Raw genomic sequence first — 19734 nt, forward strand, 5'->3', positions numbered from 1 at the left:
TTCATTCCGGTAATTCCACCACCGACACGTCCGGGGAACCTGCTGCGCATGGGCGACTTCGCACACCTTCACGTCCACACCGAGTACTCGATGCTGGACGGTGCCAGTCGCGTGGGTCAGCTCATGGATGCCGTGGAGCGTCTGGAGATGCCCGCGGTCGCCATGACCGATCACGGGGTCATGTTCGGGGCGATCGACTTCCACCGGCAGGCCGTCAAGCGAGGGATCAATCCGATCATCGGCTGCGAGCTGTACCTGGCGCCACACGGCCGGCGCAACACCACCGAGCTGACGGTCGAGGGCAAGCGGTACTACCACCTGACCGCGCTGGCCTCGAACCAGGTCGGCTACCGCAACCTCATGAAGCTGACCTCGCGGGCCTACGCCGAGGGGTACTGGTACAAGCCGCGAGTCGACCGGGAGATGCTCGAGGAGCACTCGGAGGGGTTGATCATCCTGTCCGGCTGCCTCGGAGCCGAGCTCAACCAGAAGCTGCTGGTCGGCAACGTCGACGATGCCCGTGAGACAGCCGGCTGGTACCGCGAGGTCTTCGGCGACCGGTACTACATCGAGCTGCAGGACCACGGCATCCCGGAGCAGCACGCCACCAACGGCCAGCTGATCCAGATCGCGAAGGCGATGGATGTCGGACTGGTTGTCACCAACGACAGCCACTACACCGAGCAGACGCACTTCGACGCCCACGACGCGCTGCTGTGCGTGCAGACCGGGGCCCTGAAGTCCGAGACCGACCGCTTCAAGTTCCACAACGACCAGTTCTTCGTCAAGCCGGCGGAGCAGATGCAGGCGCTGTTCCCCGACCACCCGGAGACCTGGAAGAACACGCTGGAGATCGCGGAGCGGTGCCACGTCGAGTTCGACTTCGACTCGATGCACCTGCCGAAGTTCGACTGTCCCGCCGACCACGACGAGGCCTCCTACCTGCGCGAGAAGGTCAAGATCGGCGCCGTCCGGCGGTACGGCGCGGAAGACGGCGCGACCACCTACGAGGGGCTGCGGGACGAGGTCAAGCAGCGGATCGAGTACGAGGTCGGCGTCATCGAGGACATGGGGTTCTCCGCCTACTTCCTCATCGTCGCCGACCTGATCGACCACGCCCGCGACGTCGGCATCCGGGTCGGGCCCGGTCGCGGGTCGGCCGCCGGCTGTGCGGTGTCCTACTGCACCGGCATCACCGACCTCGACCCGATTCACCACGGCCTGCTGTTCGAGCGGTTCCTCAACCCCGAGCGCATCTCCATGCCCGACATCGATATGGACTTCGACGAGCGCCGTCGGGGTGAGATGATCCGATACACGGCGCAGAAGTACGGCCAGGACCACGTCGCCCAGATCGTGACGTTCCAGACGATCAAGGCCAAGCAGGCCATCAAGGACGCCACGCGGGTGCTGGGCCTGCCCTACGCCTTCGGGGATCGGCTGTGCAAGATGTTCCCTCCGGCGGTGCAGGGGAAGGAGGCGCCGCTGGCTGACGCGCTGCAGCAGTCGGGCGAGCTGGCCGAGGCCAAGACGACCAACCCGGACGCGGCGAAGGTCCTCGATCTGGCCGCGGGCCTGGAGGGGCTGCGCCGCCAGCACTCGATCCACGCCGCCGGAGTGGTCATCGCCGACGAGCCCATCACCGACATCGTCCCGACCCTCCAGGTCGATGGAGAAGCCGAGGTCGTCACCCAGTACGACGGCCGACAGGTCGAAGACCTGGGCCTGCTCAAGATGGACTTCCTGGGGCTGCGGAACCTCACGATCATCTCCGACGCGCTGGAGCACATCGAGATGACGACGGGGGAGAAGATCGACGTCGATCACCTGCCCTTGGACGATGCCGAGACCTACGCGCTGATCGGGCGCGGCGAGACCGACGGGGTCTTCCAGCTCGAGTCCGCCGGCTACAAGGCCCTGTGCAAGCTGATGCAGCCCGACCGGTTCGAGGACATCACCGCCCTCGGCGCGCTCTACCGACCCGGTCCGATGAGCGCGAACCTGCACGTGGAGTACGCGAACCGCAAGAACGGCCTGAGTCCGGTCACCTACATCCACGAGGATGTCACCGAGATCCTGCAGGAGTCCTACGGCCTGCTGATCTACCAGGAGCAGGTCCAGAAGATCGCTCAGAAGATCGCCGGCTTCTCGCTGGGGCAGGCCGATGGCATCCGCAAGGCCATCGGCAAGAAGCTGAAGGACAAGATGGCGGCGATCAAGAACGACTTCATCGAGGGGACCGTCGCCAGCGGGTACCCGAAGAAGCTCGGCACCGACCTGTGGAGTGAGATCGAGGGGTTCGCCAGCTACGCCTTCAACAAGTCGCACTCGGCGGCGTACGGGCTGGTCACCTACCAGACGGCCTGGCTGAAGACCCACTATCCGGTGGAGTACATGGCCGCGCTGCTCACCAGCGTCAAGAACAACAAGGACAAGTTGCCCGCCGCGCTTCACAGCTGCCGGACCATGGGCATCGAGGTGCTCGTCCCCGACATCAACGACTCGCTGATCAACTTCGCGCCGGTGGTGACGCCGTCGCGGAACGGAGGGCAGGCAGCCGGGGATACCGACGGGCCGGCCGAGATCCCACCGCGGCAGATCCGGTTCGGCATGTCGGCCGTGCGGAACGTGGGGGAGGGTGTCGTCGACGAGATCATCCAGGCCCGTCGCAGCAGAGGAGCGTTCACCGACTTCCACGACTTCGTGGACAAGGTCCCGATCAGCACCCTGAACAAGCGGACCATCGAGTCGCTGGTGAAGGCCGGCGGGTTCGAGTCGCTCGGCCACCCCCGCAAGGGCCTGCAGTTGGTCGTGGACCCGATCATCGAGAACGCGCTCGCCATCAAGCGCAGGGAGGAGGAGGGGCAGTACGACCTCTTCGGCGGCCTCGGCGGGGCAGGCGAGGACGAGACGGAGCTCGATGCCGTCGAGATCCCCGACTTCGAGTTCGACCGGAAGGAGAAGCTCCAGGCGGAGCGGGAGATGCTGGGCCTCTACGTCAGCGACCACCCGTTGCACGGGCTGGAGCGGGCTCTGGAGGAGATCTCGTCTGCCCCGATCCCCGCCATCCACGAGGCGAAGGGCGGGGCCGACGTGACCATCGCCGGGCTGCTGACCGCGGTGACGAAGAAGTTCACCAAGAAGGGCGAGTCCTACGTGGTGGGGACCATCGAAGACCTGCAGGGCGGCATCGAGGTCATGTTCTTCCCGTCGTGCTACACGCGGTACGCCGATCTGCTCGTCGAGGATGAGGTGCTGGTCGTCCAAGGGCGCGTCGACGATGGCCGGGACACCACCCAGCTGATCGCCGACCGGGTGTCACGGCCCGACCTGAGCGAGGCCACCGGTGCGCCCCTGAACCTGAGCCTGCACCCGCGGCAGTGTGCCCCCGAGATGGTCACCCGCCTGCGGGCGGTCCTCGCCGAGCACGCCGGACCGGTCGACGTCAGGCTGACCGTTGCGGGGTTGGGGGGTCGCTCGACGGAACTGGCGGTTCCGGAGTCGCTCGGGGTCCGCCGCAGCCAGGGCCTGTTCGCGGAGCTCAAGTCCCTCCTCGGCGCGCAGTGCCTGTGACGACCTGAGCTCGGCCGACGCACGGGATGAAGGCGGCCTGCAGCAGCCTCCGCGATGCCGGGACAGCTCGAGGGCATCTAGAGTCGGGCGGTGGATGGCGGACACTTCGGCGGACGGGCGGGTCGAGGTCCCTCAGCACGCGGCTGTCCTCGCATCCGGCGGCCCGGGGGCCGCGTCCAGCTTGGAGGGTGGGCCCTGGAACTGGCCACCGGTGCCGGTTGCAGAGGCTGCCCACTTGGTGGCCGAGGGAGCGGCCGAGGTCGTCATTCTCGTGGCGGACGATGCCGAGGTGGCAGAAGACGCCGTGGAGCGTCTCGCGTCCTCCGGCGGTGCGCCTGGTCTGCCGATCCTGGTGGTGGCGCAGACGACCTCCACCGAGCGGGCGGGATTGCTGCGGTCAGGTGCAAGCGACGTCATCCCCACGCCGACCGTGGTGGAGGAGGTGGTCCTCCGGGCGGATCGTGCGGTCGCGGCGTTCCGAGCTGGGACGGATCGCGATGCCGCGCTGGCCGCCGCCTCCCTCGCCGGCCAACAACTGGAGAACTTCGCGTACACGGCCTCCCACGACCTGAAGGAGCCGCTCCGCGCGGTCAGCGGGTTCGCCACGCTGCTGGAGCAGCGCTACGGCGAGGTGCTGGAGGGCGATGGGCGGACCTACCTCCGGTTCATCCTCGACGGCACCGACCGGTTGGCCTCCATGATCGGCGGGCTGCTCGAGCTCTCCAGGATCACTCGCCACGAGATCGTCCTGGATGACGTCGACGTGGCCGAGACGCTGGAGGCGGCGATCACCCAGCTCGGGACCGAGAGCCTGCTCGACGGGGCCACCATCGATGTCGACCTCCCATCGGTGACCACGATCCGGACCGACGGGAAGCTCCTGCAGGTCTGCCTGATCCAGCTGCTCTCGAACGCCCTGACGTTCGTGGCGGAGGACCAGTCACCCGTGGTTTCGATCACCGCGACAGCCGACGATCGTTGGGTGTCGGTGACCGTCGCCGACCGAGGGCTCGGGATCCGAACAGGCGACCTGGACCGCGTCTTCGATCTCTTCACCCGTCTGCACGCCCGCGAGCGCTACCCCGGCCACGGGATCGGGCTGGGCATCGTGGCGCTGGCCGTCCGGCGGCTCGGAGGCGATGTGACCATCACCTCTCAGGTCGGCGAGGGAACGACGGTCACGCTCCGACTGCCGGCGTAGCCTCGACCGAACTCACGCCGCAGGTCGTCGGCGTCCGCCGAGACAAGCGGCCACGGTCAGTCAGCGCGGCCGAACTCACACCCCACGATGTGGTCATCCACCATGCCCATCGACTGCATGAAGGCGTAGGCCGTCGTGGGGCCGACGAAGCGTGCCCCCTCTGCCTTCAGGGCCTTGGCGAGCGCGGTGGACTCGGGCGTCGTCGCCGGCACCTCCGCAAGCGAACGCGGACGCGTCCCCGTCTCCGGTGCGAACCGCCAGACGAACGCGTCCAGCGACCCGTGCTGGTCCTGGATCTCCAGCACAACACTTGCGTTGGTGATCGCCGCCTCGATCTTTCCCCGATGACGGATGATCCCGGCGTCCTGGAGCAGCCGGTCGACATCGGACGCCCCGAACTCGCTCACAACCATTGGGTCGAACCCGGCGAACGCGGCCCGGAAGTTGTCCCGCTTCCGCAGGATGGTGATCCACGACAGGCCGGACTGGAAGCCCTCCAGACACAGCTTCTCGTACAGGCGGACGTCGTCGTGGACGGGCCGGCCCCACTCGGTGTCGTGGTAGGCGACGTACTGCTCGTCATCGCCTGGCCACCAACAGCGGACACGTCCGTCCTGGCCTGTGATCAGGCCGTCCTGCGTCGCCACGGTCAGTTCAGCTGGGCGCCGCCAGGACCCGGCGGCCGGAACGAGCCCACCGCGCCGAGGTGCCGGATGATCCCAGCCTCGCGGCGGATGATCTTGGCGGTCGCGAGCATCCGCTCGGCGTGGGTTGGCAACTCGAGCAGGCCCTGCTGTATGGGGACCTCCACCTGGAGGGCGCTGCACGCCAGGTAGGACAACTCGGCTGGGGAGGTCGGCAGGCGCTCGCAGAACTCCTCCGGCACGCCGAGCCCCTTGAGGTAGGGGAGCAGCACGGTTCGCAGCTCCTCTGCCGCGATGACGTCCTGGGGCTCCTCCGACTCATCGAGCTCGTCGACGTCGGCGTGCAGGTAGCTGCGGTCGTTCAGGGTCTCTCGCACACGGAAACGGCCGCTGCCGACAGTGATGATGTCGAAGCGGCCGTCGTCACGTTCGGAGACTGTCCTGATCTTGGTTATGGTCCCCACGGCGTAGATGGACGAGGAGGGCTGCGTGGGCGGAGAGGGATCCGCGGGCGGGTGGCTCTTGCCCGTCGTCCAGTCCGTCCCGACCTCCCGGCCCGAGCGGATGGCCACGACGCCGAACAATCCGTCACCGGCCAGACAGTCACGCAACATGTCCCGATAGCGCATCTCGAACAGGTGCAGGGGAAGTGGCCGGCCCGGGTACAGCACCAGGTGCAGGGGGAACAGCGGGAGGTCCACAGCTGCCCAGACTAGTTGAGCCCGGTTGGCGGTGCCTTCACGCTGTGTGATGCCGCCGTGCGGGCACCGCGCCGGCCGCGTCTGAGGCACCAGCCGACGGCTACGCTGCGGGCCGATGTCCCCCGCCCCACCGCTCCGACGGATAGACCTGCGCGGCGACCGCAGCGACCCCTCCGATCGGCTGCCACGTCCGCCCGCCGGGACCATGACGGACGCCCGTGATGTGGTGACCGACGTCCTCGCCGCCGTGCAGCAGCGAGGGGATGCGGCCGTCGCCGAGTACACACGGCGCTTCGACGGCTGGGACGGATCGGCGTGGCTGGTCCCGCCGGCCGAGCTCAAGCTGGCACTCGAGGCACTGGATCCCGAGCTCCGCCAGGCCCTGGAGACGGCCGCCGAGCAGGTCGAGTGGTTCCACCGCCAGTCCCGGCCGCGCGACTGGGACGACGTCCACGACGGCGCGACGATGGGTGTCCGTCACGCGCCCGTCAAGCGCGTCGGCGTCTACGTGCCGGGCGGACGGGCCGCCTATCCCTCAACGGTTCTGATGACCGTCATCCCGGCGACGGTGGCCGGCGTCGACGAGATCGTCCTCGCAACCCCGCCGGGGCCCTCGGGCATGCCCAACTCGACGATCCTCGCGGCCGCCGCACTGCTCGGGGTGGACAGCGTGGTCCGCGTCGGAGGCGCCCAGGCCGTGGCGGCGCTGGCCTTCGGCACCGAGACCATCCCGAAGGTCGACAAGATCGTCGGGCCGGGCAATGCCTTCGTGGCTGAGGCCAAGATGCAGGTCGCCGCGCAGGGCGTGGTCGGCATCGATGCCATGGCCGGGGTGACCGAGGTGCTCCTGATCGCCGACGGCACCGCCGACCCGCGGCTGGTGGCGACCAGCCTGATCGCGCAGGCCGAGCACGATCCGCTGGTCACCTCGATCCTCGTGACACCGTCCGAGAGGCTGGCCGACCAGGTGGCGCCGTTGGTGGCGGAGGAGGTGGCCGCGCTCCCGACCGGCGAGCGGATCGGGCAGGCGCTGGCCGGGCAGGGTGCGGTGATCCTGGTGGACGACCTGGCCCACGCCGTCGAGGTGTCCGATGCCTTCGCTCCCGAGCACCTGGAGATCCAGACTGCCGACGCCCGCTCGGTGGCCGAGCAGATCGGCGTGGCCGGGACCATCTTCGTCGGGGTGCAGACCCCGACAGCCCTCGGCGACTACTGCGCGGGTCCGAACCACACGCTGCCGACCGGAGGCACGGCGCGGTTCACCGGGGGTCTGCGGACCGATGACTTCATGGTCCCGATCAACTGGGTGGAGTTCTCCACGGACTCGCTCGACCGGATGGTTCCGGTGGTGCGTGCGCTGGGTCAGGCTGAGGGGCTCCCCGCCCACGTCCGATCTCTCGAAGCCCGGCTGGACGCCCGGCGAGAGGGCCGGTTGTGAGCGGCTCGGTCAGAGTGGGTGAACTTCCCACCCACCAGAAGTGGGAAGTCCACCCACCCGGCCAGGCAGATGCCGACTTGGGCTCGGACAGCGGGTTGGGCTCGGACGACGGGTTGGGCTCGGACGACGGGTTGGGCTCGGACGACGGCGGCTCAGGCAGCGAGTTGGGCTCGGACAGCAAGGCAAGACCGGGGCGACCGTGACGGGACAACCGCCGGTCCGAGATGACCTGGTGGACGTCGTGCCCTACGGGGCCCCGCAACTCGACGTCCCGATCCGCCTCAACACCAACGAGACGCCCTGGGCGCCACCACCCGCCTTCTTCGAGGCGCTCTCCCAGCGGGTGGCCGAGGGACTGCCCCTCCACCGCTACCCCGACCGGGACGCCGTCGCGCTGCGCACCGCCCTGGCCGACCGCGAGAGGTTGCCGGTCGAGCAGGTCTGGGTCGCCAACGGGTCCAACGAGATCCTGTCTCAGCTGTTCGCCTGCTACGGCGGGGCCGGACGGTCGGTGCTGCTGCCCCGTCCCGGCTACTCCGCCCACCCGCTGCTCGCGACGGTTACGGGGACGGCCGTCGTCGAGTTCGACCTGGCGGAGGACTTCTCGTTGCCTCCGGAGGTGGCGGTCCAGGCGGTGCAGCGCACTGGGCCGGCCCTGGTGTGCCTGGCCTCTCCGAACAACCCGACCGGATTGACCGTCCAGCCAGAGACCGTCCGCGCGCTGCACGACAGCTTCGACGGACTGGTGGTGCTGGACGAGGCCTACGTCGAGCTGGCCGACGATCCCGGACAGGGTCGGGCATTGCTGGACGAGCTGGACCGGCTGGTCGTCGTCCGCACGTTCAGCAAGGCCTGGCGGCTGGCCGGCCTTCGCCTGGGCTACCTCCTGGCCCCTGCGTGGGTGGTCGAGGATCTGCTCAAGGTGCGGCTCCCCTACCACCTGGACGCGCTGACCCAGGCAGCCGGTCTGGCCGCGCTCGATCTGGCCGACGAGATCACCAGCCACATCCAGGTCCTCGTCGCCGAACGGGCACGGGTGCTGCACGCCCTCGGCACGCTGGACGGCGTGACCGTCTGGCCCTCAGCGGGGAACTTCATCCTGCTCCGGGTGGACGCCACGGGCGTGACGGCTGCCGAGGTGTTCGACAGGCTGCTGGCGGATGGCATCCTGATCAGGGACTTCTCGACCAAACCTCGCCTCGACGGGTGTCTGCGCGTCAGCATCGGCACCCCCGAGGAGAACGACGCCTTCCTGACCGCCCTCGGCGCGGCTCTGACCGCCTGAGCGGCCGCACGCCACCTCAGTGAGTTGACCCATGACCACCCAGTCACCCACCCGCACGGCCCGCATCGAGCGGACCACGAAGGAGACGGCCGTCCTGGTCGAGCTCGACCTCGACGGCACCGGCACCGCCGACATCGAGACCGGGGTGCCGTTCTTCGACCACATGCTGGACCAGTTGGGTCGCCACGGGCGGATCGACTTGCACGTCCGCACGACCGGAGACCTCGAGGTCGACGCCCACCACACCGTCGAGGACACCGGCATCGCCATCGGCCAGGCCCTGGCCGAGGCCTGGGGTGACAAGGCCGGCATCGAACGGTTCGGCGACGCGCTGGTGCCGATCGACGAGGCGCTGGCCCGGGTCGCGGTGGATCTGTCGGGTCGGCCGTATCTGGTGTACGACGCCGACACGCCCGTGGAGCTCGTCGGGACCTACGAGACCAGTCTGACCAAGCACTTCTTCGAGGCGTTGGTGGCCAACTCGCGCATCTCACTGCACGTGAGCTGTCTGGCCGGGGACAACTCCCACCACATCCAGGAGTGTGTCTTCAAGGGAGTGGCCGTCGCCCTCCGCCGGGCCGTGGCGGTCACCGGGCAGGGGGTGCCCTCCACCAAGGGCGTCCTGCAGTGAGCGCTCCTGAGGCTCGGCGGTGAGCGTCACCGCTGCCGTCCTGGACTACGACGCCGGCAACCTGCGGTCGGCCGAGAAGGCCCTGGACCGAGCCGGCTTCGACGCGCAGGTGACCGCTGACGCGCGTGCGGCTGCCAACGCCGATCTTGTGGTCGTCCCCGGTGTGGGGCACTTCGGTCAGTGCGTCCGCCAGTTCGACCAGGCCGGCTTCACGCCCCTCATCCGCGACCGAGTGGCCAACGGTCGGCCCGTACTCGGCATCTGCGTCGGCCTGCAGATCATGTACGAGGGGTCCGATGAGGACGCCGACGTCCGAGGCCTCGGCATCCTGCCGGGTTGGGTTCACCGGTTCCCGGCCGTCGCCGCGGACGGCCAGCCGCTGACGGTGCCGCACATGGGCTGGAACGCCCTTGGCGTGCCGGGCGGCGACGAGCCCGACCCACTGGTCCGACCGGTCGTGGGTGAGCGCGTCTACTTCGTCCACTCCTTCTACGCCGCGCCGTCCGACCCCGACCACGTGATCGCCCAGACGACCTACGGCGGCCGACACGTCCCGGCCATCGCACGGGAGGGGAGCGTGATCGGCACCCAGTTCCACCCCGAGAAGTCAGCCGATGTCGGCCGTCGACTGCTGGAGGCCATCCGGGCCGAGGTGGCCGCGGTGGCCCAGTCCTGACGCAGCCCCCTCGAGGCCATGGGGCACCAAGGTGCACCTGCCCTGCAGACCGCCGGCTATCTGCACCATGTTGCTGAATGGCGGCGACCTACCCTGTCGCCCATGCCCCTCACCCTCTTCCCAGCCGTCGACATCAAGCACGGCCGCGCCGTCCGACTGACCCAGGGCAAGGCCGATGCCGAGACCGTCTACGACGTCGACCCGGTCGCAGCCGCGCAGCGCTTCGCCGACGAGGGGACCGAGTGGCTGCACGTCGTCGACCTCGATGCCGCCTTCACCGGCGAGCCGAAGAACCGCCACCTGATCGCCGACATCGTCCAGGCGACCGGTGTCAAGGTGCAGGCCAGCGGGGGTATCCGGACCCTCGAGGACCTGAACGCCTCGATCGGGTACGGCGCCCAGCGGGTGGTGATCGGCACCATGGCGCTGGAGGACCCCTCCTTCGTCGAGGCCGCCCTCGACGCCCACGGGGAGAGGGTCGCGATCGGCCTGGACGCGGAAGGGCACACGCTGAAGGCGCGAGGCTGGACCTCGGAGTCCGGTGACCTGTTCGAGGCGTTGGCGACCTTCACCGAGATGGGTGTGGCCCGGTTCGTCTTCACCGACATCCGGCGTGACGGGATGCTGAGCGGCCCGAACGTCGAGCGACTCTGCGAGGTGGCCGACGCCACCACGGCGCAGGTGACGGCCAGCGGTGGGGTCTCCTCCCTGGCCGATCTGGAGACCCTTGCGCGCTGCCACGAGCGGGTTGATGCCGCCATCGTGGGCAAGGCGCTCTACGCCGAGGCCTTCACCCTGACGGAGGCTCTGGAGTTGGTGGCCAACCGGTGACGACGGACCAGGACGGGTTGGCAGTCCGCGTCATCCCCTGCCTCGACGTCGACGCCGGCCGGGTGGTCAAGGGCGTTCAGTTCACCGGTCTCAGGGACGCCGGTGACCCGGTCGAGCTCGCCCGCCTCTACGACGCCGAGGGTGCCGACGAGTTGGTCTTCCTCGACATCACCGCCTCCTCCGACGACCGGGACACGATCTACGACGTCGTCCGGATCACTGCCGAGCAGGTGTTCATCCCCTTGACCGTGGGCGGTGGAGTGCGATCGGTGGAGGATGCTCGCAAGCTCCTCCGGGCGGGGGCCGACAAGACGTCGGTCAACTCCGCCGCCCTGGCCGACCCCACCGTGCTCAGCCGGATCGCCGATGCCTTCGGCAGCCAGTGCGTGGTCAGCGCGGTCGACGCCAAGCGCCGTGACCCCGACGACCCGAGCCAGGGCTGGGAGGTCTACACCCACGGTGGCAGGCGACCGACCGGTGTGGACGCGATCGAGTGGATCGCCGAGTGCGAGCGCCGCGGAGCCGGCGAGATCCTGCTGACCTCGATGGACCGGGATGGCGCCAAGATCGGGTTCGACACCGAGCTGCTGGCCCGCGTCGACGACGCCGTCACCGTCCCGGTCATTGCCAGCGGCGGAGCGGGCTCAACCGACCACATGATCGAGGGGGTGACTCACGGACGGGCCTCCGCAGTGCTGGCCGCGTCGATCTTCCACTTCGGCGAGATCTCGATCGGCCAGGTCAAGCAGGGCATGGCCGCGGCCGGCCTGCCCGTCCGGATGACCTGAGCGGACCCGTCGCGCGAGGTCCCAGGTCGATTCGCCCTAGGCGTCGAGCGCAGCCAGGATCACGTCGAGGTCGAGGAAGTACAGGGTGTCGTTGGTGACCAGCCCGCGCGCCAGGGTGAAGACCTCCACCAGCGGCACCTCGACGGCCAGACCGGTCGGCTGCCCGGTGGCGGCGAACGTGCCCTGCAGGAACACGCGGTCAGCGTCGGCGAAGAGCGTCGGTTCGCCCTCCGGCGGCGTGGGCGGTGGTCCCCAATACCGGGCCAGCGCCTCACCGTACTCGGCATCGGGGATCGTCCCGCCGTACGGCAGCGCGGCTGGCGTCGTCACGGTCATGTCGGGCGACTTGAAGGCGCTGTTGTCACCGCCGGTCACGAGGTTGTCCACCCACTCCTCCATGACCCGGAGGTTGCGCCGTTCGCGAGGGTCATCGCAGCGCCGCTCGGGTGGCCAGGCCAGCGCTGCCGTGGCTGATCCGGCCACGCTTGTGGCAGTGCCGAGGATGACGGTGCGGCGGTCCATGGAGTGTCCTTCCCAGCGGCGGTTGGGACTCCACTGTGACGGGTGAGGTTGTGAGAACTCTGTGGATCCGTCACCGGGGGAACATCGCGGTCGGCCCGCCCGTCCGGGTGCCCCGAGGTCCTCAGCCCAGCAGGGCGCCGGCCATCTCCACGAGGGTCGCCGCTATGGACGCGCGCCGATTGACCATGTCGAGGTGGTTGCCCGGCTCGACGGCCACGGTCCAGCCGCGCGAGACCGCAGCGTCCAGGTTCGCGCCGTAGGCGTCGCTGAGCAGGAGGTAGCCGCACGACCGTCCATCCCAGCCGGCCGGGATCGGTATCGGCTGGGCGAAGTAGCTCAGCGGCAGCTGTGGCATCTCCTGCCGCAGCCGGGCTCGGACCTCCGGATCCACGACCAGTCCGACCATGGCGTCATCCCCGAACCACTCCGCCCACACCGGCAGCCGCGCGACGTCGTCGCCCGCGGACGATGACCCCTCCTGGGCTGCGGGAACGAGGGAGCGGACGAAGTCGAAGAACTGCGGCGGGACCACGTCGACGGTTCCCGAGGCGGGCGGGATGACGGCATCGACCAGGATCAGCGCGTCCGGTCCGGGCCGCATCCTGCTGACGATCTGGGGGAGCAGCGGCCCCGCGCCGGAGTGACCGACGAGCACGTGCGGTCCGTCGCCCTCGGCTGCTCGTGCGGCGGCGGAGTCGGCCATGGCCTCCCACCGTCCCTGAGCCGCCAGCCGGACCAGAGACGGCACGGCCACGTCGTGACCCTCATCTCGTAGGGTCATGGCGACGGGCGTCCAGGTGCCCGGACCGACCAGCGGGCTGTGGACCAGCGTGAAGCGCACAGCGATCATGATGCCTCCCCGTGGGGTCGTCGTCGGCGCACGAATCCCCTGTTGCGAGACCAGCTGGCCGGGCTGGCCGCACGCCACCGAGCGCCTACCATCGCCGCGACCCATGGACGCCGACCAGCTGACGCAGCGCCTAACCCTCACCGAGGAGGGGCTGATCCCCGCCATCATCCAGCAGCACGACACCGGCGAGGTGCTCATGATGGCCTGGATGACCCCGGCCACGCTGGCCGAGACCCTGGAACTGGGGGAGACCGTCTTCTGGTCGCGCTCCCGTCGCGAGCGTTGGCACAAGGGCGCCACCAGCGGCAACACCCAACGGGTCGTGGACGTCCAGATCGACTGTGACGCCGACGTCCTCCTCGTCGCGGTCGACCAGGGTGATGGCGTCGCCTGCCACACGGGCGCCCGCACCTGCTTCGGGCCACTGGAATCGCTGGAGGACACGCCTCGACAGTGAGTGCCTCACCCGATCTCGACCACTTCCTCGAACTGGCCGACGGACACGTGCTCGTCCCAGTCGTGCGGGAGGTGCTGGCCGACGTCTCCACGCCGGTCAGCGTCTACGCGCGGCTGCGGGAGCCAGGCTCGTTCCTCCTCGAGTCGGTCGAGCAGGGTGAGCGGTGGGGCCGCTACTCCTTCATCGGCCTGGCGCCGCTGATCACGATGACCGCTGCTGATGGCGTCGTCCATGTGGACGGTGAGGTACCGGACGCCGTCCATCAGGCGGCCGCAACCGGTGACCCACTGGTCACGGCGCAGGCACTCCTCGACTGGTTGACCGTGCCGGAGCTGCCCGCCCTGCCGCCGCTGTTCGCCGGGCTCGTCGGGTACCTCGGGTGGGACGTCGTCCGGTTCATCGAGTGCCTCCCGACGGACACGATCGACGACCAAGGGCTGGATGATGCGCGCCTGATCGTGCCCGGCCAGGTGGTGGCCTTCGATCATCTGCGGCAACGGCTGACCGTGGTCACCAACACCATCCCGGGGTCGGACCCCGAGGGTGCGCACCGGGCCGCGGTGGAGGCCGGGGAGCGGCTGGTCACACACCTGGCGGAGCCGATCGCCGCCCCGGTCATCCCCCCACCGGAGCCGACTCAGGTCGAGCAGGCAGCCGCGAACATGGAGCCGGCCCAGTACATGGCCTCCGTCGACGCCGCCAAGGCCTACATCCGAGCCGGGGACGCCTTCCAGATCGTCCCGTCGCAGCGCTTCTCCCTCGAGACCACGGTCGACCCGCTGGCCGTCCACCGCGTCCTGCGGGTCATCAACCCCTCGCCCTACATGTACCTCTTCGACTTCGGGGACCTGCAGATCGTCGGATCCTCGCCCGAAGCCCTGGTGACCGTCAATGACGGGACGGCGCAGATCTGGCCCATCGCCGGCTCGCAGCCGCGCGGTGCGACCCCGGCCGAGGACGCCGAACTGGAGGAGCGGCTGACGACCGACGAGAAGGAGCGCGCCGAACACGTGATGCTGGTCGACCTGGCCCGCAACGACCTGGGGCGGATCTCCGACGTCGCCTCCGTCGAGGTCACCGACTTCATGTCCGTGGTCCGGTACTCCCACATCATGCATCTGGTCAGTCGGGTGAGCGGCACCGTGGCCGAGGGCATGGGACCGATCGACGTCATCCGGGCAACCTTCCCGGCTGGCACGCTGAGCGGTGCACCCAAGGTCCGGGCGATGGAGATCATCGAGGAGCTCGAGCCCACCCGGCGCGGCATCTACGGCGGCGGCATCGGCTACATCGACCTGGCCGGCAACGCCGATCTGTGCATCGCCATCCGGACCCTGGTGTTCCACGGCGGCCACGCCTACGTCCAGGCGGGCGCGGGTGTCGTGGCGGACAGCGTGCCAGAGACCGAACACGAGGAGACGCGCAACAAGGCGATGGCGTTGCTCAGTGCCGTGCGGGCAGCCGAGGCGTGGGAGCGGAGCGTCGAGGACACGGCCGTCCACGTCGCCACAGTGGGGGAGGACCGGGGGTGAAGACCAGCTACCTGGGCCTTGCCGTGGTTCTGCTGGGCGTGCTCATGCTGGGACTGACCACCGCAACGTGGTGGGAGGTCGCGGTCGCCAGCCCCTCCCCGGAGGAGTTCGAGTTGCCGCAGCGGATTCGTGGGCTGAGCGGGGCCGAGTTGAGGCCAGGGTCAGTTCCCACGTCCTTGATCGTCATGGCCGCGGGGACGCTGCTGCTGCTGGTCAGTCCGGTCGGGCGAGTTGCCGGTCGACGTGGCCGCACCATCACCATCGCGCTCGCCACAGTCACGGTGTTCGGTGCGATCGTGCCCGTCCTGACCATTCCCGGAGAATCCTTCGGCGTCGTCCTCCTGGGCGGTGTGGACCCCGATGAGACCGTTCTGCCGGCCATGGGGCTCTACGGCCTCGCCCTGCTGGGGTGTCTGGTGCTGTGCGGTCTGGCGTGGCGGCTGCGCTCCCCGTCGGCTCCGGCGGCCGACGTGGCGGACAGCAGCTACACCGTGGAGGCGGTCCAAGCCGAGACGACCGCGGACGAGGAGTGGGATCTGGCCGACGCGTCCCCGAACTCGACGTCGGAGCGCGACTCGTGAGTCGGCTGGCCGCCCTGGACCTCGGCTCCAACTCGTTCCACCTCCTCGTGGCCGACACCCGCCCGCGGGGCCGCATCAAGCGCGTCAAGACCCGCAAGCTGACCAACCGACTGGGCGAGCCGGTGGCGAGGACCGGCAAGCTGGGCAAGGACGCCTTCAAGCGCGCCGCGACCGCCTTCGATGACCTCATGGAGATCGTCGAGGACGAGGGAGCCGAGCAGGTCGTGGCCGTCGCGACCGAGGCACTGCGGGTCGCCGAAGACGGGGACGCCTTTCGCAAGGAGATGCGCAAGCGGCACGGGGTACCCATCCAGCTGCTGGACGGGCGGGACGAGGCCGCGCTCAGCCTGAAGGGGATCGTCTCGGCCATGAATCTGGCCGACGATGCCGAGGTGCTGATGATGGACCTCGGGGGCGGATCCCTGGAGATCGCCCTGGGAGGAACCGGCGGGATGGCTGCTGGCGTCTCGTTGCCCCTGGGGGGCGGGAAGCTGGTCGACCACGTGTCCGACCCGCCCCGACTGCACGAGCAGGCGGCGCTGCACCGGCACTGCATGGAGCTGATCCAGCCGGCCGCGGAGGAGATCCTGGCGCAGCGGCGGTACCCGGACGAGCGGCTGGTCACCTACGGCACGGCCGGGACGATCCGGGACCTCGGCCGACTGGGGCTGAAGATGATCGGAGGCGCGGTGCCGGAGAAGGTCCGGGGGATGCTGGTCAGCCGCGACCAGTTGGAGCTCGCCTACGCCCACCTGTGCTCGATGGACGCCCACGCCCGTATGGACATCGAGGGCATCTCGGCCAAGCGGGCTGATCTGCTGCCCGGGGCCGGGGTGGCGGTGCTGGCGACCATGCAGGCCCTGGATCTGCCGGCCATCACCCTGTGCGACTGGGGTCTCCGCGAAGGGGTGCTGCTCGACGTGGTCGCTGGGTGTCACATCGTCGACCCGAAGGTGGTCACCGACCGATGAGATCTGGATTCCTGCAGCAGGTGTGTGCCGAGGCCAGCCAGCGGGTGGCGGCGGACGAAGCCGAGGTCCCGCTGGCCGAGATGATCCACCAGGCCCAGGCCACGGCGCCACCTCCGAGCTTCGCAGCTGCCCTCGCCGACCCGCGAGCCGGTCAGGTTGCGGCCATCACGGAGGTGAAGCGGGCCAGCCCCTCCCGCGGCCACATGGCCGACATCCCCGACCCCGCGGCACTGGCCAGGTCCTACGCCGACGGCGGTGCCAGCGCGATCAGCGTGCTGACGGAGCCGGCTCACTTCTCCGGTGGCCTGACCGACCTCGAGGCGGTGGCTGACGCGGTTGATCTTCCGGTCATCCGCAAGGACTTCATCGTCGTCGAGTACCAGGTCTGGCAGGCGCGCTCGGCTGGGGCCGCGGCCGTGCTGCTGATCGTGGCGGCGTTGGAGGACACCCAGATGGGCCAGCTGATGCGGGTGGCCGACCGGGCGGGGCTCGATTGCCTGGTCGAGACACACAGCGCGGAGGAGGTGGCGCGAGGCGTGGCCGCCCACGCCACGGCTGACACAGGTCGGCGTCTGATCCTCGGGGTCAACGCCCGCGATCTGGTGACGCTGGAGGTCGACCGCGGCCACGTGGCCCGAGTTCGGGAGGAGGCCGACCTGCCTGACGGGGCCCTGCTCGTCGCCGAGAGCGGCATCCGCGGCCGTGCGGACGTGGCGGAGTACGAGGCGCTCGGCGCTGACGCGATCCTGGTGGGGGAGCACGTCGCGACGGCTGCGGACCCCACCGCGGCCGTACGGGCGCTGCTGGGCTGAGGTCCGCCGCGCCCTGGTCTGCCCGTTGAGGTCCGGTCGCCGTTGCGGGTGACCTGGGTGGGTGGACATACCACCCCGCGGGAGGGGTATGTCCACCCACCGGTGGCCGACCGGCGCAGACCTGGCCGTGCGGACCAGGCCGCGTACCGTTGGGCCTCCCGCGACCGGACCCCATCGGAGCCTTCCGTGACCACCCTCGACGCACCACACGACACCCAGTTCGGCCGCTTCGGCGGCCAGTACGTCCCCGAGGCGCTCATGGGTGCCCTGGACGAGTTGACCGCCAGCTTCGGCGAGGCCATGGCCGACCCGGCCTTCCTCACCGAGATGAACGGCCTCCGGGCGACCTACGGCGGCCGGCCGACCGCGCTGTACCGAGCCGACCGGCTGACCGAGCACGCCGGTGGCGCGACCATCTACCTCAAGCGCGAGGACCTGGCCCACACCGGCTCCCACAAGCTCTGCAACGTCCTCGGACAGGGCCTGTTGGCCAAGCGGATGGGCAAGCCGCGCCTGATCGCCGAGACCGGCGCCGGCCAGCACGGCGTCGCGACGGCGACCATCGCCGCACTCCTCGGCCTCGAGTGCGTGGTCTACATGGGAGAGGAGGACTGCCGGCGTCAACGGCTCAACGTCGTCCGCATGCGGCTCATGGGTGCGACCGTGGTGCCGGTCACGTCAGGTACCCGGACGCTCAAGGACGCCATCAACGAGGCCATGCGCGACTGGGTGACCAACGTGGACGACACCCACTACCTCATCGGCTCGGTGATGGGTCCGCATCCCTTCCCGACCATGGTCCGCGACTTCGTCAAGGTCATCGGCGAGGAGATCAAGGGCCAGATGCTCGAGGTGGAGGGTGCGCTGCCCGATGCCGTCGTCGCCTGTGTCGGTGGTGGGTCCAACGCGATGGGTGCGTTCTACGAGTTCATCGAGGACCCGGGCGTCCGACTGGTCGGCGTCGAGGCGGCCGGCCACGGGGTCGACAGCGGCCGGCACTGCGCCACGATCAGCGGTGGGACGGAGGGGATCCTCCACGGGGCCCGCACGATCGTCCTGCAGGACGAGTTCGGACAGGTGCAGCCGACCCACTCGATCAGCGCAGGCCTGGACTATCCGGGCATCGGGGCCGAGCACGCGTGGCTGGCCGACACCGGCCGTGCGGAGTACCTGGCCGCGACGGACACCGAGGCGCTCGAGGGGTTCAAGCTGCTCTGCGAGCTGGAGGGCATCATCCCAGCCCTCGAGCCGGCGCACGCCGTCGTGCCTGCGCTGCGGCTGGCCCGGGAGATGGGCGAGGACGCCACCGTGGTGATCAACCTCTCCGGCCGCGGGGACAAGGATGTGGACGAGGTGGCACGGGTGCTCGAGATGACCAGCCTCGACGGTGCTGAGGCGCCGCCGGCCGGAGGTGCGTGATGGCCGTCGCCCAGCGGATTGCGGCCGTGAACGCCGAGGGGCGTGCAGCCCTCATCGTCTACCTGCCCGCCGGGTACCCGGACATGGACACCTCACAGGCATGCATCGAAGCCGCCGTGGAGGGCGGTGCGGATCTGATCGAAGTCGGCTTGCCCTACTCCGACCCGCTGATGGACGGGCCTATCATCCAGGCCGCGAACCAGGTCGCCATGGGCCACGGGTACACCCCGGCCGATGACCTGGCGATGTGTGGCCGCCTGACGGCAGCGATCGACGTTCCCGCGGTGGCGATGACGTACTACAACATCGCCTGGCACTACGACGGCGTGGACCAGCTGGAGGCGTTCGCCGACGCCTGCGCCGAGGCCGGGTTGGCCGGGACGATCCTGCCCGACCTGCCCGCCGACGAGGGGGTCACCTGGTGCAAGGTCTCCGCGGCGCACGGGTTGGAGACGGTGTTCCTGACCTCGCCCAGCTCCTCCGACGAGCGGATCGCCGGGGTCGTGGAGGCCTCCACCGGATTCGTGTACGCCACCTCGACCATGGGTGTCACCGGGGTCCGGCAGTCCCTGTCGGAGCGAGCCCGGCCGCTGGTGGACCGCATCAGGCCGTTGACCGACAAGCCGGTGTGCGTCGGGATCGGGGTGACCCTGCCGGAGCACGCCGAGGAGATCGCGGGCTTCGCCGACGGGGTGATCGTCGGCTCAGCCGTCGTCAAGGCGGCCGGGGAGGGAGGCCCCGAGGCGGTCAAGGAGTACGTGGCCGGGCTGGCCGAGGGTGTCCGTCGGGCTGCGCGCGCCTGACCCCTGAGGGTGTGTCACC

General features: G+C 69.6%; 19 protein-coding genes. 15 read left to right on the forward strand and 4 right to left on the reverse strand.

Annotated elements, in window-relative coordinates:
- Nucleotides 1-48: 48 nt before the first annotated feature.
- Complete coding sequence (dnaE, locus tag C1746_RS17790) at nucleotides 49-3573, forward strand: DNA polymerase III subunit alpha (RefSeq protein WP_116716095.1); 3525 nt, start codon at nucleotides 49-51, stop codon at nucleotides 3571-3573.
- A 94-nt stretch (nucleotides 3574-3667) separates the two neighbouring features.
- A complete protein-coding gene (locus tag C1746_RS17795; protein ID WP_116716096.1) occupies nucleotides 3668-4774 on the forward strand; it encodes a sensor histidine kinase in 1107 nt (368 codons plus the stop codon).
- A 56-nt stretch (nucleotides 4775-4830) separates the two neighbouring features.
- Here the strand turns inward: C1746_RS17795 and C1746_RS17800 are convergent, their stop codons facing one another.
- Entirely contained in the window at nucleotides 4831-5427 is a 597-nt protein-coding gene (locus C1746_RS17800) for a DNA-3-methyladenine glycosylase I (protein ID WP_414627976.1), read from the reverse strand.
- The gene (locus C1746_RS17805; RefSeq protein ID WP_162867906.1) at nucleotides 5424-6119 is read right to left on the reverse strand and encodes an LON peptidase substrate-binding domain-containing protein; all 696 of its coding nucleotides are present in this window, start codon (nucleotides 6117-6119) and stop codon (nucleotides 5424-5426) included. The genes C1746_RS17800 and C1746_RS17805 overlap by 4 nt, the downstream gene beginning before the upstream one ends.
- Before the next feature lie 115 nt (nucleotides 6120-6234).
- Here C1746_RS17805 and hisD point away from each other — a divergent pair, with 115 nt between their 5' ends.
- The 6 genes from hisD (at nucleotide 6235) to hisF (ending at nucleotide 11768) form a co-directional block, all read left to right on the forward strand.
- Nucleotides 6235-7557 carry a histidinol dehydrogenase gene (gene hisD / locus C1746_RS17810; protein ID WP_116716097.1) on the forward strand — a complete coding sequence of 441 codons (1323 nt, stop codon included), beginning with the start codon at nucleotides 6235-6237 and terminating at the stop codon, nucleotides 7555-7557.
- A gap of 199 nt (nucleotides 7558-7756) precedes the next feature.
- Nucleotides 7757-8842, forward strand: a complete 1086-nt coding sequence (hisC, locus tag C1746_RS17815) for a histidinol-phosphate transaminase (protein WP_116716098.1) — start codon at nucleotides 7757-7759, stop codon at nucleotides 8840-8842.
- A gap of 31 nt (nucleotides 8843-8873) precedes the next feature.
- Nucleotides 8874-9473: an imidazoleglycerol-phosphate dehydratase HisB gene (hisB, locus tag C1746_RS17820; RefSeq protein WP_116716099.1), complete on the forward strand. Its 600-nt coding sequence runs from the start codon at nucleotides 8874-8876 to the stop codon at nucleotides 9471-9473.
- A 19-nt stretch (nucleotides 9474-9492) separates the two neighbouring features.
- Entirely contained in the window at nucleotides 9493-10149 is a 657-nt protein-coding gene (gene hisH, locus C1746_RS17825) for an imidazole glycerol phosphate synthase subunit HisH (RefSeq protein ID WP_116716100.1), read from the forward strand.
- 102 nt (nucleotides 10150-10251) lie between these two features.
- Nucleotides 10252-10980, forward strand: coding sequence for a 1-(5-phosphoribosyl)-5-[(5-phosphoribosylamino)methylideneamino]imidazole-4-carboxamide isomerase (hisA, locus tag C1746_RS17830; RefSeq protein ID WP_116716101.1), 729 nt, complete (start codon nucleotides 10252-10254; stop codon nucleotides 10978-10980).
- A gap of 17 nt (nucleotides 10981-10997) precedes the next feature.
- Nucleotides 10998-11768, forward strand: a complete 771-nt coding sequence (gene hisF, locus C1746_RS17835; RefSeq protein ID WP_116716227.1) for an imidazole glycerol phosphate synthase subunit HisF — start codon at nucleotides 10998-11000, stop codon at nucleotides 11766-11768.
- Nucleotides 11769-11804: 36 nt separating this feature from the next.
- On the opposite strand, the gene C1746_RS17840 is transcribed toward hisF, so the two are convergent.
- Nucleotides 11805-12290, reverse strand: coding sequence for a nuclear transport factor 2 family protein (locus tag C1746_RS17840; protein WP_116716102.1), 486 nt, complete (start codon nucleotides 12288-12290; stop codon nucleotides 11805-11807).
- A gap of 121 nt (nucleotides 12291-12411) precedes the next feature.
- A complete protein-coding gene (locus tag C1746_RS17845; RefSeq protein ID WP_162867907.1) occupies nucleotides 12412-13140 on the reverse strand; it encodes an alpha/beta hydrolase in 729 nt (242 codons plus the stop codon).
- Nucleotides 13141-13243: 103 nt separating this feature from the next.
- Here C1746_RS17845 and hisI point away from each other — a divergent pair, with 103 nt between their 5' ends.
- The 7 genes from hisI (at nucleotide 13244) to trpA (ending at nucleotide 19715) form a co-directional block, all read left to right on the forward strand.
- On the forward strand, nucleotides 13244-13597 hold the full coding sequence (gene hisI, locus C1746_RS17850) for a phosphoribosyl-AMP cyclohydrolase (RefSeq protein ID WP_116716104.1): 354 nt from the start codon (nucleotides 13244-13246) through the stop codon (nucleotides 13595-13597).
- Complete coding sequence (gene trpE, locus C1746_RS17855; protein ID WP_116716105.1) at nucleotides 13594-15129, forward strand: anthranilate synthase component I; 1536 nt, start codon at nucleotides 13594-13596, stop codon at nucleotides 15127-15129. The genes hisI and trpE overlap by 4 nt, the downstream gene beginning before the upstream one ends.
- Complete coding sequence (locus C1746_RS22200) at nucleotides 15126-15710, forward strand: hypothetical protein (protein WP_162867908.1); 585 nt, start codon at nucleotides 15126-15128, stop codon at nucleotides 15708-15710. Before trpE ends, C1746_RS22200 begins: the two co-directional genes overlap by 4 nt.
- A complete protein-coding gene (locus tag C1746_RS17860) occupies nucleotides 15707-16681 on the forward strand; it encodes a Ppx/GppA family phosphatase (protein WP_162867909.1) in 975 nt (324 codons plus the stop codon). Before C1746_RS22200 ends, C1746_RS17860 begins: the two co-directional genes overlap by 4 nt.
- The gene (locus tag C1746_RS17865) at nucleotides 16678-17493 is read left to right on the forward strand and encodes an indole-3-glycerol phosphate synthase TrpC (protein WP_116716107.1); all 816 of its coding nucleotides are present in this window, start codon (nucleotides 16678-16680) and stop codon (nucleotides 17491-17493) included. The genes C1746_RS17860 and C1746_RS17865 overlap by 4 nt, the downstream gene beginning before the upstream one ends.
- A 186-nt stretch (nucleotides 17494-17679) precedes the next feature.
- Complete coding sequence (gene trpB / locus C1746_RS17870; RefSeq protein WP_116716108.1) at nucleotides 17680-18912, forward strand: tryptophan synthase subunit beta; 1233 nt, start codon at nucleotides 17680-17682, stop codon at nucleotides 18910-18912.
- On the forward strand, nucleotides 18912-19715 hold the full coding sequence (trpA, locus tag C1746_RS17875) for a tryptophan synthase subunit alpha (RefSeq protein ID WP_116716109.1): 804 nt from the start codon (nucleotides 18912-18914) through the stop codon (nucleotides 19713-19715). The genes trpB and trpA overlap by 1 nt, the downstream gene beginning before the upstream one ends.
- Nucleotides 19716-19734: the final 19 nt, after the last annotated feature.

Source organism: Euzebya tangerina, from assembly GCF_003074135.1.
GTDB lineage: Bacteria > Actinomycetota > Nitriliruptoria > Euzebyales > Euzebyaceae > Euzebya > Euzebya tangerina.

Bases quoted from the DNA above. Each gene is read 5' to 3' on its own strand.
- dnaE (WP_116716095.1), top strand. From the start codon at position 49: ATGGGCGACTTCGCACACCTTCACGTCCACACCGAGTACTCGATGCTG.
- C1746_RS17795 (WP_116716096.1), top strand. From the start codon at position 3,668: ATGGCGGACACTTCGGCGGACGGGCGGGTCGAGGTCCCTCAGCACGCG.
- hisD (WP_116716097.1), top strand. From the start codon at position 6,235: ATGTCCCCCGCCCCACCGCTCCGACGGATAGACCTGCGCGGCGACCGC.
- hisB (WP_116716099.1), top strand. From the start codon at position 8,874: ATGACCACCCAGTCACCCACCCGCACGGCCCGCATCGAGCGGACCACG.
- hisA (WP_116716101.1), top strand. From the start codon at position 10,252: ATGCCCCTCACCCTCTTCCCAGCCGTCGACATCAAGCACGGCCGCGCC.
- C1746_RS17840 (WP_116716102.1), bottom strand. From the start codon at position 12,290: ATGGACCGCCGCACCGTCATCCTCGGCACTGCCACAAGCGTGGCCGGA.
- C1746_RS17845 (WP_162867907.1), bottom strand. From the start codon at position 13,140: ATGATCGCTGTGCGCTTCACGCTGGTCCACAGCCCGCTGGTCGGTCCG.
- hisI (WP_116716104.1), top strand. From the start codon at position 13,244: ATGGACGCCGACCAGCTGACGCAGCGCCTAACCCTCACCGAGGAGGGG.
- C1746_RS17865 (WP_116716107.1), top strand. From the start codon at position 16,678: ATGAGATCTGGATTCCTGCAGCAGGTGTGTGCCGAGGCCAGCCAGCGG.
- trpA (WP_116716109.1), top strand. From the start codon at position 18,912: ATGGCCGTCGCCCAGCGGATTGCGGCCGTGAACGCCGAGGGGCGTGCA.